This is a genomic window from Streptomyces sp. BBFR25, assembly GCF_044590125.1.
GTDB classification, from domain to species: Bacteria; Actinomycetota; Actinomycetes; order Streptomycetales; family Streptomycetaceae; genus Streptomyces; species Streptomyces canus_D.
Genome location: NZ_CP172447.1, coordinates 6398411 through 6413186 on the forward strand (window position 1 = coordinate 6398411; position 14776 = coordinate 6413186).

The window sequence follows — 14776 nt, forward strand, 5'->3', positions numbered from 1 at the left end:
CAAGAACACGGTCCATCGTCGGAAATCCGATCTGGGTGATCCGCGTGAAAGGGAGCCCTCATGACTTCGCGAGGGCGGCTCGGGCGGCCCTCGTAACGTGGCATCACCCTGGCAGCCGCCCTCGGTGCCGACAATCCCTGATTAGTGGGGGAGTTCGCCGGCGACGTAGCACGAGCGATCGCGGCGTGGCCATCCCCGACTTTTCCCCATTGTCGATGCCCGGGCCGTCCGACATCGTGACCACTCGATTATGGAAAGGCGGTGCAGCCTGTGCCCGAGCGAGTCTCTTTCTCCGAGGACCAGCTTCCCCGGCAGCGCCGGGTGGCAGAGGGTTTCGGCGCGGACCCCGCGCGGTACGACCGGACCCGGCCCAGCTATCCGGAAGCCCTGTTCCACCGCATCGTCGGGGCCCGCACCGGGCTCGACGTGCTCGACGTCGGCTGCGGTACGGGTATCGCGGCGCGGCAGTTCCAGGCGGCCGGCTGCACGGTGCTCGGAGTGGAACCGGACCCGCGGATGGCCGGGTTCGCCCGGGGACGTGGGCTGGAGGTCGAGGAGTCGACGTTCGAGGACTGGAAACCGGCGGGCCGGTCCTTCGACGCGGTCGTCGCCGGGCAGACCTGGCACTGGCTGGACCCGGCGGTCGGCGCGGTGAGAGCGAGTCAGGCACTGCGGCCCGGTGGGCGGTTGACGGTCTTCTGGAACGCGGAGGTCCCGCCGCCCGAGGTGCTGCGGTCCTTCGGTGAGATCTACCGGCGGGTGGTGCCCGACTCGCTCGTCGCACGCCAGTGGACGGCCAGCACCCTCGACGGATACACGATGCTGAGCGGCAAGGCGGCCGACGGGATGCGGCAGGCCGGTGTCTTCGACGCGGCGCAGGAGTGGCGCTTCCACTGGGAGAAGTCCTACACCCGGGACGAGTGGCTGGACCAGATGCCCACCCACGGCGACCTCGGCCAGCACTCCCCGGACCAGGTGGCGCAGGTGCAGGAAGGCATCGGCGCCGTCATCGACGCCATGGGCGGCGGCTTCACCATGGGCTACACCACGGTCGCGGTGAACGCGGCGCTGACCCCCGCGTGAGCGCGCAGGAAGGGACGACCGAGATGACGGCGACCGAACAAGGGACCCGGCTGGCCGACCAGTCCGCCGATGCCGCGACGATGCTCGCCTGGTTCCGGCGGATGCGGGAGAGCGAACCCGTCAGCCATGACGAGGAAGCCGGTGTGTGGCACGTCTTCCGCCACGCCGACGTGGAGCGCGTCCTCGCCGACCCAGGCACCTTCTCCTCCGACTTCAGCTCGTTCATGCCGGCGCAGGAAGACGTCGACCGCTTCATCAAGGGCAATCTCCTGCGCAAGGACCCGCCCCAGCACCGCAAGCTGCGCACCCTGGTGAGCAAGGCCTTCACCCCGGGAGTGGTCGCGCGACTCGCCCCGCGCATCGAGGTGATCGCCGACGAACTGCTGGATGCGAAGGCCGGCGCCGACCAGCTGGAACTGGTCGCGGACCTGGCGTCCCCCCTCCCCGTCACTGTGATCGCCGAACTGCTGGGCATCCCCGCCGAGGACCGCCCGATGTTCGGACGCTGGGCCGACTCCCTGGTCGCCCCGGAGAGCCAGACGTCCTTCATACCGAACGAGGACCGCACGAAGGCCATGGCGGTCGTCATGCGGGAGATGAACGCCTACTGCCTGGAGCACATCCGCCGACGGCGGGCCTCGCCGAGCCAGGACCTGGTCAGCAAGCTCGTGGCGGCGGAGGTGGACGGCCAGCGCCTGGATGACGACGAGATCATCGGATTCGTGGGGCTGCTGCTGCTCGCCGGACACATCACGACCACCGCGCTGCTGACCAACGTCATCCTGTGTCTGGACGAGTTCCCGGACGTCGCCGCGGCACTGCGCGCGGACCCGGGCGCCCTGCCCGGCGCCATCGAGGAGGTACTGCGCTTCCGTACCCCCTTGGCTCCGAGCATGCGCAGGACGACGCGAGAGGTCCGGGTCGGCGAACACACCGTACCGGCGGGCAGGATCGTGCTCGCCTGGCTGGCCTCGGCCAATCGGGACGAGCGGCAGTTCACGGCGCCGGACACCTTCGACATCCATCGCGCACCCAATCCGCACCTGAGTCTCGGCCACGGGATCCACTTCTGCCTGGGAGCACCGCTCGCCCGCCTCGAGGTGCGGATCGCCGTGGAGAAGATGCTCGGCCGCTGGAGCGGGATAACGGTCGCGGACGGCGTCGAGTACCACGACGCGCGCGGCATCGTAGGAGCCAAGAAGCTTCCACTGCGTCTGCGCTGGGCCTGACGGCCCCCAGAAGTGAGGGTATTGCCCGGCGAACAGGGGTGGTTCTGTGGACATGGTCACGGAGAATTCAGAGCCAGTCGATTCCGTACGCGTTCTCGCCCGAATCGACTCGCTCCTCAGGGAAGTCTGGGACGACTTGCCCGCCGACGTACCGGTGGATCGCGACGCTTCGTTCCTCAGTCTCGGCGTCGATTCCCTGACGCTGGTTCTGCTGCTCGACAAAGTAGGGGCGGAATTCGGCATCGACTGGGAGACCGAGGTGTCACCGGGTGCCGCCAGTTCGCTGCGCTCGATCTCGGATCTGGTCGTGCGAAGGCGCTCCGACAACGCCGCTTGACAGGGGGGACTTGTGCGTATCCGGGACATCTACCTCGCCGGAATCGGCGTGTTCCTGCCCACGGCGCAGAGCATCGGATCGGCGGTGGAACAGGGACTCGTCCCGGCCGGCACGGCGGCGGAGTACGGATTGTCGGGGGTCGCGGTCGCGGGACGCACCGCGGCGCCGGAGATGGCCCTGGCCGCCGCACAGGAGGCGCTCAAGAGCAGCGGGGCGAGCGCCGAGGACATCGGACTGCTCCTCTACACGGGCGTCTGGCACCAGGGCCCCGACGGCTGGGGCCCCCAGGCGTATCTGCAACGGCACCTGCTCGGCGACGACCTGCTCGCGATCGAGGTCAGGAACGGCTGCAACGGAACCTTCGGCGCGCTGGAACTCGCCGCCGGGTACCTCAAGGCCTTCCCCCATGTCCCGGCGGCGCTGGTCACCGCGAGCGACAACTTCGGCACCCCGCTGATCGACAGGTGGAACCCCGGTGACGGAGTGGCCTACCTGGGGGACGGCGCCAGCGCCGTCGTGGTGAGCACCACGCCGGGCTTCGCGGAGCTGCGTTCCCTGTGCTCGGCGACGTTCTCGGCGATGGAGGAGGCCCACCGGGGCGGTGAGCCGCTCTTCCCGCCCGGCGCCACCACCGCCACCGCGCTGGACTACGGGGCCAGAGGCGCCGCCTTCCAGCGCGCGGCCGAGGAGGACGGCTCGTGGGTGCGGCTGCTCCTCGGCCACCAGAGGCACAACGTCGTCTGCACCGAGCAGGCGCTGGAGGAGGCCGGCGTGACGGCGGACGACATCAAGCACGTCCTCATCCACGGCATGCCGCGCCGGGCGGCCGCCTCCTACCTCAAGATCCTCGGTTTCCCCCTCGAACGGTCGACGTGGGACTTCAGCAGGACCGTCGGACACCTCGGCGCGAGCGACCACATGGCGGCGCTGCACCACCTGCTGGCGACGGAGCGACTCCACGCCGGGGACCACGTGCTGCTGTGCGGCTTCTCCCCAGGAGTGACGTACAAGGCGGCGGTCGTCCGCGTCCTCGGCACCGACCCGACCCGGAAACGTGAGGCCCAGGCCAGTGGAGTTTGACCTCACCGAGGAACAGCAGCAACGGATCCGGCGCATGCGCGACGCCGCCGGCCGCCTGCCCCGCCCCGAGCCGGGGGAGGCCGCCGGACGGGACGTGTGGCAGGCCGCGGGGGAGTCCGGGATCACCGGCCTGTGCCTGCCCGAGGAGCACGGAGGCGGCGGGCTCGGCGCGCTCGACACGGCTCTCGGCCTGGAGGCGTTCTGCGCGGGCGGCGCCGACACCGGGCTCGCCTTCGCGATCGCGGCGCACCTGCTGGCCTGCGGCACCGCCCTCGCGGAGCACGCCGGCGAGCCGGTCCGGGCAGACCTGCTGCGCGGCCTCGGCTCCGGCCGGACGATCGCCGCCAACGCGATGACCGAGGACGGGGCCGGTTCGGACGTGAGCAGGCTCGCGACGACCGCGGTGCGCGACGGCGACGCGTACGTGCTCGACGGGGTGAAGTCCTTCGTCAGCAACGGCCCCCTGGCCGACATCCTCGTCACCTACGCGGTCACCGCGCCCGCCGCCGGGTTCCTCGGACTGTCCGCGTTCGCCGTCCCCACGGACCTGCCGGGACTGCGGATCGGCCCGCCCCTGGCCAAGGCGGGACTGGACGGCTGCGCCGCCGCCCGGGTGGAGTTCTCCGGGTGCCGCGTCCCCGGCGCGTACCTGATGGGTGCGGAAGGCCAGGGCAGCGCCATCTTCCAGACATCCATGACCTGGGAACGGGCGTGTCTGCCCGCGATCTACCTGGGCACGATGGAGGCCCAGCTGCGGCGCTGCGTCACGCACGCCGGGCAACGGCGGCAGTTCGGCCGGCGCATCGCGGACTTCCAGGCGGTCTCGCACCGGCTGGCCACCATGAAACAGCGCCTGGAGAGCAGCCGCCTGTTGCTGTACCGGGCGTGCTGGCAGGTCGACCAGGGCAGTCGGGACGCCGGACAGGCGGCGGCCCTCGCCAAGGTCGCCGTCGCGGAGAGCGCGGTCGCCAACGGCGTCGACGCCGCGCAGGTCTTCGGGGCGAAGGGATACCTGACCGCGGAGGGCGTCGGCGGCCGGCTGAGCGACCTCGTCCCCCTGCACATCTTCTCGGGGACGACGGACATCCAGCGGGAGATCATCGTCAAGGGGATGGGCCTGTGAGCAAGCCCGCCAACCTTCACGCGCTGCTCGCCGCCGCCGCGGTGCGCACCCCCCGGGCCCCGGCCGTGGCCGGCCCCTGCGGCACGGTGACCTACGCGGAGCTAGACGCCCGCGCCGACGCCGTGGCCCGTGTCCTGGCCGGCCAGGGCGTCGGCCGCGGTGACCGCGTCCTCGTCTGGGGTCCGAAATCGGCGGACGTGCTCGCCGCCATGCAGGCCGTCCTGCGGCTCGGCGCCGTCTACGTCCCCGTCGACCCCCAGAGCCCTGCGGAGCGGGTCCAGACCCTCGCCGACGAGTGCACGGCACGCGCGCTGTGCGCCCCGGCCGAACTGCTCCCACGCGTTCCCGACACCCTGCGCACCGCTCTGGCCTGCGTCGACATCGACATGCCGAACGGCGTCGCCGGGACGAACGGGGACGCGCGCGAGGCGCCGCATGTCGTCGTCGACGAGGACGAACCCGCCTACATCCTCTTCACCTCGGGTTCGACAGGCACGCCGAAAGGCGTCACCATCAGCCACCGCAACGCCCTCGCGTTCGTGGAATGGGCCGTCGAGGAGCTGTCGGCCGGACCCGGGGACAGATTCGCCAACCATGCCTCGTTCTCCTTCGACCTGTCGGTCCTCGACATCTACGCCGGGTTCGCGGTGGGCGCGACGGTCTGCCCCGTCCCCACCGAATTCGCGTACGCCCCCGAACGCCTGGTCGAGTTCCTGTACCGGGAGCACATCACCGTCTGGTACTCCGTTCCTTCCGTGCTCACCCTCATGCGGCGCGACGGCGGCCTGCTCGACCGGCCGGCCCCTGAGTCGCTGCGTGCGGTGCTCTTCGCGGGCGAACCCTTCCCCGTCCACCAGGTCCGCGAGTTCGCCGAGTGGACCGACGCCCGGCTGCTCAACCTCTACGGCCCGACCGAGACCAACGTGTGCACGTACCACGAGGTCCGGCCCGAGGACCTGGAGAGCGACCTCCCGGTCCCGATCGGCGCGGCCTGCAGCGGCGACCGCGTCTGGGCGGCCGGTCCCGACGGCCGGGCGGCCGGACCCGGTGAGGAGGGCGAGCTGATGGTCGACGGCCCGACCGTCTTCCTCGGGTACTGGGGGCGGCCGGCCCAGCACGGCCCCTACGGCACGGGAGACCGGGTCAGGGTCCGGCCCGACGGCTCCTTCGACTATCTCGGGCGCGCCGACGGACAGGTCAAGGTCCGGGGCCACCGCATCGAGTTGAGCGAGGTGTCGGTGGCACTGCACACGCATCCGGAGGTCGCCGAGGCCGCGGTCGCCGCCGTGGGGGACGGGCTTGAACGGCAGCTGGCCGCGTTCGTGGCCAGGACCCCGGCGAGCACCCTGGGGAACATCGGGCTCAGACGCCATCTGGCACGGCGGCTGCCCCCGCAGATGATCCCCGACGACGTGCGTTTCGTCGACGCGCTGCCCCGCAACGACCGGGGGAAGCTCGACCTCACGGCCCTGGTCTCCGCACACAACATACGAGGGGTGTCAGTGACAGCCAGGCAGGAACGAGAAGAGATCGCAACGAAGCTGCTCGCGTTCATCCGGGAGAGCTTCCTGTCCGGAGACCCGCAAGGAGAGCTCGCGGGTGACACACCACTCCTCGAACTGGGCATTCTCAACTCGCTGAACACCACGATCCTGATCGCCCACATACTCGACGAGTTCGATGTCAAGCTGCCCTGGAGTGATGTCACTCCGGAAAGCTTCAAGAACGTCGACAATCTCAGCGCGATGGTGTACGAGAGGCGGTCGTCCGCCCATGCATGAGCTGAAGTCCGACATGTTCCTCCTGCACGCGCCCAGCGTCTTCGACTTTCGTGAGCGGGACGATCTCCTCTTCGCCTATCTGAGCGACAGCGACAGCGTCAACGTGACCTCTGTCTACGAGATGTATCCGATCGGCTGGTTCTCGATCAAACAGCATCTGGCCGAGCACGACGTGCAATGCGACATCGTCAATGTCGCCTCGCTGATGCTGATGCACCCCGAACTCGACGTCGAAGCGCTGATAGGCCGGCTCGAAGCACCCATCTTCGGTTTCGACCTGCACTGGATGACGCAGTGCTACGGCGCGATCGAGCTGGCGAAGCTCGTCAAGCGGGTCCATCCGGACGCGCTGACCGTCTTCGGCGGCATCTCGGCGACCTACTACGCCGAGGAACTGGCCCGGTACGACGCCGTGGACGTCGTCGTGCGGGGCTACGACACCCTCGAACCCGTCCGCCTCCTCACCGAGAAGGTGCTGAGGGGAGACCGGGACTTCAGCTCGGTCCCGAACCTTCTCTACACCTCCGGCGACGAGGTCGAGTCCACGGGGTTCGACCACAAGCCACAGACCAATTACAACAACGTCGCCAACAGTTGGTCGTACTACAAGAAAACACCGGTGACGCCGCTCTCCAGCAAACTCATCATGACGCTGCCGAACACCGGATGCGCCCACGACTGCGGCTGGTGCGGAGGCTCCCGCTTCGCCTACCGCAACATCATGGACGTCCGCAAAACCCTCGTGCAGAAGGACAACGACCTGATCATCGAGGAGCTCAGGACGATGGGGGAGGCGGCCAAACACACCTCCATCTACGCCCTGCAGTGCTACTCCGAGAACAAGACCCGCATGCACAGCTACCTCGACGCCGTGCACGACTTCGGTTATCGGAGCGTCTATTTCGAGCAGTTCCACCTGACGCCGGACGACACCCTGAAGAAGATGGGCGAATCCACCGACGCCTACGTCCTGCTCTCGCCCGAGTCCCACGATCCCAGGATCAGCAAGGCGGCGGGGCGCGGCACGTTCACCATGGAGGAGATGGAGCGGTGGATCCCCCGCGCGCTGGACGCCGGGATCAAGGGCGTCATGGTGTGGTTCTTCATCGGCATGCCGTACCAGGACCGCCAGTCGGTGATGGACACCGTCGCCTACTCCGAGCGCCTGATCCGCAAGTTCGACGGATGGCCCGCACTGCCGCTCATCTGCCCGATGGTGCCCTTCCTCGACCCCGGGTGCCGCTTCTTCGAGGAACCCGACAAGCACGGCTACCGGATCTTCCACCGCACGCTCGAAGAACACCGGCAGGCCATGATCGAACCGATCTGGTACCGCCGTCTCAACTACGAGACGCAGTGGCTCAGCCGACGCGATCTTCAGGACGTCTCCTATGAGGCGATCGCACGGCTCGTCAGCATCAAGGGCGAATACGGCGTGCTGCGCGCCGAATTCTGCGAGGCCGTGCTGGAGACCATCGACCAGACCCGGCGACTGCTCGGGGAGATGGAACGCGCCCTCACGCTGGACGGTGAGCTGCCCGCTGCCCTCCGGGACGAGATGCGCGCGTACAACCGCAAGATCCTCGCCTACTCCAGCGATCAGATCCTGCCCATGCCGCGACCCTTCGGCGGGCGCTGGTTCGACGACGTGACGGTGCCCGCCGAACTGATCAGCGAGGTGTCGGGCCCGAACGCCCGGGTGGTGAGCCACCCCGTGTGAGACCCACCTGCCCGGCCCGACGGATTTCCGTTCCTGCGCACGAGACTTCCGAGGTGAGCTGTGCATGCCGAGACGGCAGCAACCCAAGACCTACGCAACCCCGTCCCCCCGGACACCGCGCCGAGGGCGACCCCGCCGGAGATCGAGCGCGTGAACCGGATGGTGACCCCGATCCTCCATCAGGCGGTCACCCGGTTCGACGACCGGCTCCGGCCCATGGTCGCCCACCACTTCGGGTGGCCGTCGAGTGATCTGCCGACGGCGACCACCAGCGGCAAGATGGTCCGCGCGACCCTCACCGTGCTGACCGGCGAGTGTTTCACCAGCGACGCCGAGGCGATCTCCCGCGTCGCGGCCGCGGGCGCCGCCGTGGAGATGATCCACAACTTCTCCCTCATCCACGACGACGTCATGGACGGTGACAAGGAACGCCGCGGCCGCCCGGCCGTCTGGCACGAGTACGGGATACCGGCCGCCATCCTCACGGGTGATCTGCTGCTTGCGCAGGCCCCGTTGATGCTGGACGGGCCCTGGGCCGCCGACCCTCGCGCGGCGCGGCTGCTGGCCGAGGCCGTGACCCGGCTCGCCGCCGGGCAGATGGCCGACCTCTCGCTGGAGGGCCGGGCCGAGGCCAGCCCGGACGAGGCGCTCGCGGTCGCCGCGGACAAGACCGGGGCGCTCCTGGCCTGCGCCTGTGAGCTGGGCGCCCTGCTGGCCGGCGCCTCAGAGGAGGCGACACGACGGTTCAGCCGGTTCGGCCTCCGGCTCGGTCTCGCCTTCCAGATCGCCGACGACATCCTGGGCATCTGGGGCGACCCCCGGCGCACCGGCAAGCCCGTCGGCTCGGACCTGCGCAGCAGAAAGGGCAGCTTCCCCGTGACGGCCGCCCTCGCCTCCGACACCCCGGAAGCCGCCGAACTGGCGCGCTTCTACGCCGGCGAGGGTCCGGTCGAGGAGGACGAGGCACGCCGCGCCACCGACCTGGTCACCCGGGCCGGCGGTTGGACGAGGGCGGTGCGGGAGATCGAGCGCTTCGAGATGCTGGCCCGCGAGGAGCTCAGCTCCGTACCGGGACTGCCGGTGGACCGCGTGGCCGCCCTGCTGTCGCTCACCAACTACCTGTCCAACCGGAACCATTGATGGGCCGGCACCCCGCACGAGCCGGAATCGGAGGCCTCGCATGAGTACCGTCGCGCGCGTCCCGCTCGGGCGGCCCACGCCCCGGCGCCGTAAGACACGACAGATGATGGTCGGCTCCGTCGGCGTCGGCAGCGACCACCCCGTCTCCGTACAGTCGATGACGACGACCGTGACCGCGCACGTGGACGAGACGCTCCAGCAGATCGCCGAACTGACGGCCGCGGGCTGCGACATCGTCCGGGTCGCGGTCCCCTCGCGCGACGACTGCGAGGCCCTGCCCGCCATCACCGCCAAGTCGTCGCTCCCCGTCGTCGCCGACATCCACTTCCAGCCCCGCTACGTCTTCGCGGCGATCGAGGCGGGCTGCGCGGCGGTGCGGGTCAACCCGGGCAACATCAAGCGCTTCGACGACCAGATCAAGGACATCACCCGCGCCGCGAGCGACCACGGCGTGCCGCTGCGCATCGGCGTCAACGCCGGGTCGCTCGACCCCCGCGTCCTGGCACGCCACGGCTCGGCGACCGCGGAGGCACTGGTCGAATCGGCGATGCGGGAAGCCGAACTCTTCACCGAGCACGACTTCCACGATTTCAAGATCTCCGTGAAGCACCACGACCCGATGGTGACGATCGAGGCGTACGAACTGCTGGCCCAGCAGTGCGAGCAGCCGCTCCACCTGGGCGTCACCGAGGCCGGTCCGATCCAGCAGGGCACGGTGAAGTCGGCGACCGCCTTCGGCTGCCTGCTCCGGCAGGGCATCGGGGACACCATCCGGGTCTCGCTCTCGGCGCCGCCGGTCGAGGAGGTGAAGGTCGGGGTCGAGATCCTGCGGTCGCTGGGGCTGCGCCCGCGGCAGTTGGAGATCGTCTCCTGTCCCTCCTGCGGACGGGCCCAGGTGGACGTGTACCGGTTGGCGGAGGAGGTCTCCGCCGGGCTCGAGGGGCTGCCCGTGCCGTTGCGGGTCGCCGTCATGGGATGCGTGGTCAACGGCCCCGGGGAAGCGCGCGAGGCCGACCTCGGAGTCGCCTCCGGGAACGGCAAGGGCCAGATCTTCGTCCGCGGCGAGGTCGTGCGGACGGTACCGGAGAGCCGCATCGTCGAGACGCTGATCGAGGAGGCGCTGCGGATCGCGGAGGAACAGGGGCAGGAACCGGGGTACGAGGGCGGGGAGGGCGAGACGCGGTCATGAGCTTGCTCCAGGACATCACCTCACCCGCCGACCTCAGAAGGCTCGACCGGTCCCGCGACGCCGAACTGTGCGCGGAGATACGCGAGTTCCTCGTCCACGCCGTGTCCAGGACGGGTGGCCACCTCGGTCCGAACCTCGGCATGGTCGAACTGACCGTCGCGCTTCACCGCGTCTTCGAGTCCCCGCGAGACGTGCTCCTCTTCGACGTCGGCCATCAGGCGTACGTGCACAAACTGCTGACCGGGCGGGCAGAGCGGTTCGGCGGCCTGCGCTCGGCCGGCGGGCTGTCGGGCTACCCCTCGCGGGCGGAGTCCGACCACGACGTCATCGAGAACTCCCACGCCTCCACCGCACTCTCGTACGCGGACGGCATGGCCAAGGCGTTCGCGCTGCGCGGGGACCATGACCGCAAAGTGGTCGCCGTCGTCGGCGACGGCGCGCTCACCGGCGGACTGGCCTGGGAGGCGCTCAACAACATCGGGGCCGCCCCCGAGCGGCCCCTGGTCATGGTCCTGAACGACAACGGTCGGTCCTACCGGCCCACGACCGGGGCGCTCGCACGGCATCTGGACGCGCTCGGCAGACAGCGCGAGGACCGCTCGGACTTCTTCGAGAGTCTGGGGATCGCCTATCTGGGAGCCGTCGACGGCCACGACTGCGCCGCGGTGGAGGAGGCCCTGCGGACCGCGGTGCGGATGCGGCGCCCCGTGGTCGTCCACTGCCTGACCGACAAGGGGCGCGGCTACCCGCCGGCCGCCCGCGACGAGGTGGACTGCTGGCACGCGGTGGGACGCTTCGACGCGGCCACCGGCGCCGTCGCGACGCCGGGCGCACCTTCATGGACCGACGTCTTCGCCGACGAGATGCTCACCCTGGCGGCCGAACGCCCGGAGGTGGTCGGGATCACCGCCGCCATGACCGTCCCGGTCGGCCTGCACAAGTTCGCCGCCAAGTTCCCCGACCGGGTGCACGACGTCGGCATCAGCGAACAGCACGCGGTCGCCTCCGCCGCCGGGCTCGCCACCGTCGGGCTGCGGCCGGTGGTGGCGATCTACTCGACCTTCCTGGCCCGGGCGTTCGACCAGGTGTTGATGGATGTGGCCCTGCACCGTCTGCCGGTCGTGTTCGTGCTGGACCGGGCCGGTGTTACCGGGCCCGACGGACCGAGCCACCACGGCATCTGGGACCTGTCCTGGCTGTCGCTCGTGCCCGGGCTGCGGGTGGCCGCTCCCCGCGACACGGCACAGCTGGGCCTTCTGCTGCGCGACGCGCTCGACGGGGACGTCGGCCCGACGGTGCTGCGGTTCCCGAAAGGGCAGGCAGGGGCCGGCATTGAGGCTGTCGAGCGGATCGACGGCCTGGACGTCCTGCGCGCGCCGCGGAGTCCGGACGTGCTGCTGGCCGCCGTCGGCCCGCTGGCGAGCGCCTGCATGGAGGCGGCCGCGCTGCTGGCCGATCAGGGCGTGGAAGCGACCGTGGTCGACCCGCGCTGGGCGGCGCCCGTTCCCGACGCGCTGGTGGCGTTGGCGAGCACGTATCCGCTGACCGTGACCGTCGAGGACAACATCGGCCGCGGGGGGTTCGGCGAGCGCCTCGGCCGGTCGGTCGCCGAGACCGGTGCCGGCACGCGCGTGGCCTGCCTCGCCCTGCCGACGGACTTCCTCGGACCCGGCGGCCGGGACGCGTTGCTGCACGCTCACGGTCTGTCGGCACCGGGGATCGCGGAGCGGGTTCTCGCCTGGACGACCGCGACCACCGGCACGGAGGAAGGCGCATGACCGACACCACGCGCACACCGCCCGGCGCGCGGGACATGGCAGGCGTCAAGGCCCTGGTGACCGGAGCGACCAGCGGGATCGGCCTGGCGACCGCGATGGCGTTCGCCCGGCGCGGTGCGGAAGTCGCCGTCACCGGGCGGGACGATCAGCGTGGGCGGCAGGTCGCCAAGGCCATCGCCGAGACCGGCGGCGTGGCGGACTTCATCGCCGCCGAACTGCACGGAGAGACCTCCGCGAGGCGACTCGCGCAGGCCGCGGTGGCCCGGTTCGGTCGGATCGACGTACTGGTCAACAACGCGGGCGTCTTTCCGTTCGGCCCGACCGAGCGGACGACGGAGGCGGACTTCGACGCGGTGTTCGGCCTCAACGTCAGGGCGCCGTACTTCCTCGTCGCGGAGCTCGCGCCCGCGATGGCCGCGCGCGGGCACGGCGCGATCGTCAACGTCACCACCGCGGCGGCCGCCTACGGCGCCGCCGGCCTGGGCCTGTACGGCGCCAGCAAGGCGGCCCTGGTGCTGCTGACGAAGGCGTGGGCCGCCGAGTACGGTCCGCGCGGGGTCCGGGTCAACGCGGTCGGCCCCGGCCCGACGCGCACGGAGGGAACCGCCCCCCGGGGCGCCGCCCTCGACCGGGCGGCGCTGGCCGGGCCCGCGCGGCGGCCGGGCACGGCGGAGGAGATCGCCGATGCCATCGTCTTCCTCGCATCGGATCAGTCCAGTTTCGTGCACGGGGCGATCCTGCCGGTCGACGGAGGCCGGGTCGCCGTCTGACGACGACAGCGCCGGTGGCCGGGACAGAGGCGGTGCCCCGGACGGGGCCGTTGGCCGGCCGGGGACAGGTCACGCCCGCCTGTCGGACCAGAAGCGCACCGGCGATGGCTCCTCGAACCCCTTGCTCCCCCATCCCCTGCGCGCGAGCTTGCGGAACAGGCCGCTGACCGGGCAGTCCGTGTCCAGGTACGCGTCGATGCGCTGTTCGCGCACCGCGGCCTGCATGTCCAGGTAGCCCTCGACGAAGCGCGCCTCGTCGAACGCCGCGGTGGAGGACGCTCCGACCCCCCGCGACCCCTTGGCCATCCGGGAGATCTGCCCCTTGTCGAGTTCCGCCCCCAGCAGCCCGGCGAACCTGTCGGCGGCCACGAGCCCCATCGCGTACGCGTCCCACTCGGCGCGGCTGGGCAGGCTGCGCGTGTCGGCCTCCCCGTCGCGGATCCAGCCCGCGATCTCCTGGGCGAGGATGCCGAAGGAGTACTGGTCGGGAGGGTTGAAGACATCACGCTGGTCCGCGAGGTTCGTGCTCACGGTGACGCAGAACGGCTTCGCCGCGTTCGGGTAGGCGAGCGAGACGGACCACCATCCGAACGCGTAGTGGCCCACCGAGCGGACGCAGTGGTCAGCGGCCTTCGGATCTCCGGAGAGATGGACGCCGAACCCCACCTGGCTCCCGTCCCGTGCCGTCGTGCGCGGCCGCAGGATCTCCCTCGCGACATCGCCGCCGAACAGACCCTCGCGGCCGGTCAGCGCCAGCATCAGCCGCGTGTAGTCGGCGCAGGACATGACCGCTCCGACCGCGTGGTAGGTACCGCACTCGTGCCACGGCAGCGGGACGGCGCGGTCGCCGAACACCATGTGCCCCGTCGTGCAGCGGCTCCGTACCTCGTCCCAGTCGGGGCTGTCGAGCCAGGCGGTGGAGCGCATGTCGAGCGGGGCGAGGATCTCGGCCTTCACGTACTCGCCCAACGGCACCCCGGTCACCGCCTCGGCCGTCAACGCGGCCACCTGGTACATGAACGAGGACGACTGCCAGCCGCTCGCGTCCGCCGAACTCACGAAGCGGGGCGCGTCCGTGCCGTACTCGTGGACGACACCGCGCTTGACCACGCGCTCGATGTAACGCATCGCCGGCTCGGGCCGCTCGACCCAGTCGTACCCGTCCGTGGCGGCGCCGCTCAGCATGGACAGCGCCTTGGCCAGCGTGATCGTGCCACCGAGCGGATTGACGACCGGGAAGGGCAGATGCGCGTCGATGGGCGCGTCCAGGTCGAGCGCGCCGGAGTCGGCCAGGCGCGCGATCGCGGTGGCCACCAGGAGTTTGCCGAGGCTGCCCACGCGCATGGTGTGCGACGCGGTCACCGGAGCGCCGCTCTCCACGTCCGCGAGGCCGTACGGCATGGTCAGCGGGGTCTCGTCCGCGAAGCCGACGCTGATGAGGGCGCCGGGGGTGCTGGTGACCTCCAGCACCGGGGGAGCGACCCGGTCGACGGCCGCTCGCAGCGCTTCCGGCGTCAGGCTCATGGCTTCCTCTCGATCTTCGTCC

Annotated in this window: 12 protein-coding genes; 11 read left to right on the forward strand and 1 reads right to left on the reverse strand. The window is 70.6% G+C overall.

Going from position 1 to position 14776, the window contains the following annotated elements; genetic code table 11:
* The first annotated feature begins 270 nt into the window (after positions 1 to 270).
* The 11 genes from ACGH52_RS29210 (at position 271) to ACGH52_RS29260 (ending at position 13230) form a co-directional block, all read left to right on the forward strand.
* Positions 271 to 1083, forward strand: a complete 813-nt coding sequence (locus ACGH52_RS29210; protein ID WP_399943587.1) for a class I SAM-dependent methyltransferase — start codon at positions 271 to 273, stop codon at positions 1081 to 1083.
* A 23-nt stretch (positions 1084 to 1106) separates the two neighbouring features.
* Positions 1107 to 2312, forward strand: coding sequence for a cytochrome P450 (locus tag ACGH52_RS29215; RefSeq protein WP_076976726.1), 1206 nt, complete (start codon positions 1107 to 1109; stop codon positions 2310 to 2312).
* A gap of 52 nt (positions 2313 to 2364) precedes the next feature.
* Positions 2365 to 2649: an acyl carrier protein gene (locus ACGH52_RS29220; RefSeq protein WP_238696959.1), complete on the forward strand. Its 285-nt coding sequence runs from the start codon at positions 2365 to 2367 to the stop codon at positions 2647 to 2649.
* Positions 2650 to 2661: 12 nt separating this feature from the next.
* Positions 2662 to 3729: a ketoacyl-ACP synthase III family protein gene (locus tag ACGH52_RS29225; RefSeq protein ID WP_399943591.1), complete on the forward strand. Its 1068-nt coding sequence runs from the start codon at positions 2662 to 2664 to the stop codon at positions 3727 to 3729.
* A complete protein-coding gene (locus tag ACGH52_RS29230) occupies positions 3719 to 4852 on the forward strand; it encodes an acyl-CoA dehydrogenase family protein (protein WP_121704209.1) in 1134 nt (377 codons plus the stop codon). Before ACGH52_RS29225 ends, ACGH52_RS29230 begins: the two co-directional genes overlap by 11 nt.
* Entirely contained in the window at positions 4849 to 6633 is a 1785-nt protein-coding gene (locus tag ACGH52_RS29235) for a non-ribosomal peptide synthetase (RefSeq protein ID WP_121704210.1), read from the forward strand. Before ACGH52_RS29230 ends, ACGH52_RS29235 begins: the two co-directional genes overlap by 4 nt.
* Entirely contained in the window at positions 6626 to 8353 is a 1728-nt protein-coding gene (locus ACGH52_RS29240; protein WP_238696961.1) for a B12-binding domain-containing radical SAM protein, read from the forward strand. Before ACGH52_RS29235 ends, ACGH52_RS29240 begins: the two co-directional genes overlap by 8 nt.
* Positions 8354 to 8512: 159 nt before the next feature.
* Entirely contained in the window at positions 8513 to 9493 is a 981-nt protein-coding gene (locus ACGH52_RS29245; protein WP_238696964.1) for a polyprenyl synthetase family protein, read from the forward strand.
* Between the two features lie 40 nt (positions 9494 to 9533).
* Positions 9534 to 10682 (forward strand): flavodoxin-dependent (E)-4-hydroxy-3-methylbut-2-enyl-diphosphate synthase, encoded by a 1149-nt coding sequence (gene ispG / locus ACGH52_RS29250; RefSeq protein ID WP_076976732.1) that lies wholly within the window; start codon positions 9534 to 9536, stop codon positions 10680 to 10682.
* Positions 10679 to 12460, forward strand: coding sequence for a 1-deoxy-D-xylulose-5-phosphate synthase (locus tag ACGH52_RS29255; RefSeq protein ID WP_121704211.1), 1782 nt, complete (start codon positions 10679 to 10681; stop codon positions 12458 to 12460). The genes ispG and ACGH52_RS29255 overlap by 4 nt, the downstream gene beginning before the upstream one ends.
* A complete protein-coding gene (locus tag ACGH52_RS29260) occupies positions 12457 to 13230 on the forward strand; it encodes an SDR family NAD(P)-dependent oxidoreductase (protein ID WP_399943596.1) in 774 nt (257 codons plus the stop codon). The genes ACGH52_RS29255 and ACGH52_RS29260 overlap by 4 nt, the downstream gene beginning before the upstream one ends.
* 69 nt (positions 13231 to 13299) lie before the next feature.
* Here ACGH52_RS29260 and ACGH52_RS29265 read toward each other — a convergent pair whose 3' ends face one another.
* Complete coding sequence (locus tag ACGH52_RS29265; RefSeq protein WP_399943599.1) at positions 13300 to 14754, reverse strand: serine hydrolase domain-containing protein; 1455 nt, start codon at positions 14752 to 14754, stop codon at positions 13300 to 13302.
* Between the last annotated feature and the right edge of the window lie 22 nt (positions 14755 to 14776).

What these genes read in the sequence shown, in the direction of transcription:
- ACGH52_RS29215 (WP_076976726.1), top strand. Translation starts at nt 1,107, where the DNA reads ATGACGGCGACCGAACAAGGGACCCGGCTGGCCGACCAGTCCGCCGAT.
- ACGH52_RS29240 (WP_238696961.1), top strand. Translation starts at nt 6,626, where the DNA reads ATGCATGAGCTGAAGTCCGACATGTTCCTCCTGCACGCGCCCAGCGTC.
- ACGH52_RS29265 (WP_399943599.1), bottom strand. Translation starts at nt 14,754, where the DNA reads ATGAGCCTGACGCCGGAAGCGCTGCGAGCGGCCGTCGACCGGGTCGCT.
- ispG (WP_076976732.1), top strand. Translation starts at nt 9,534, where the DNA reads ATGAGTACCGTCGCGCGCGTCCCGCTCGGGCGGCCCACGCCCCGGCGC.
- ACGH52_RS29255 (WP_121704211.1), top strand. Translation starts at nt 10,679, where the DNA reads ATGAGCTTGCTCCAGGACATCACCTCACCCGCCGACCTCAGAAGGCTC.
- ACGH52_RS29220 (WP_238696959.1), top strand. Translation starts at nt 2,365, where the DNA reads ATGGTCACGGAGAATTCAGAGCCAGTCGATTCCGTACGCGTTCTCGCC.
- ACGH52_RS29245 (WP_238696964.1), top strand. Translation starts at nt 8,513, where the DNA reads ATGGTGACCCCGATCCTCCATCAGGCGGTCACCCGGTTCGACGACCGG.
- ACGH52_RS29260 (WP_399943596.1), top strand. Translation starts at nt 12,457, where the DNA reads ATGACCGACACCACGCGCACACCGCCCGGCGCGCGGGACATGGCAGGC.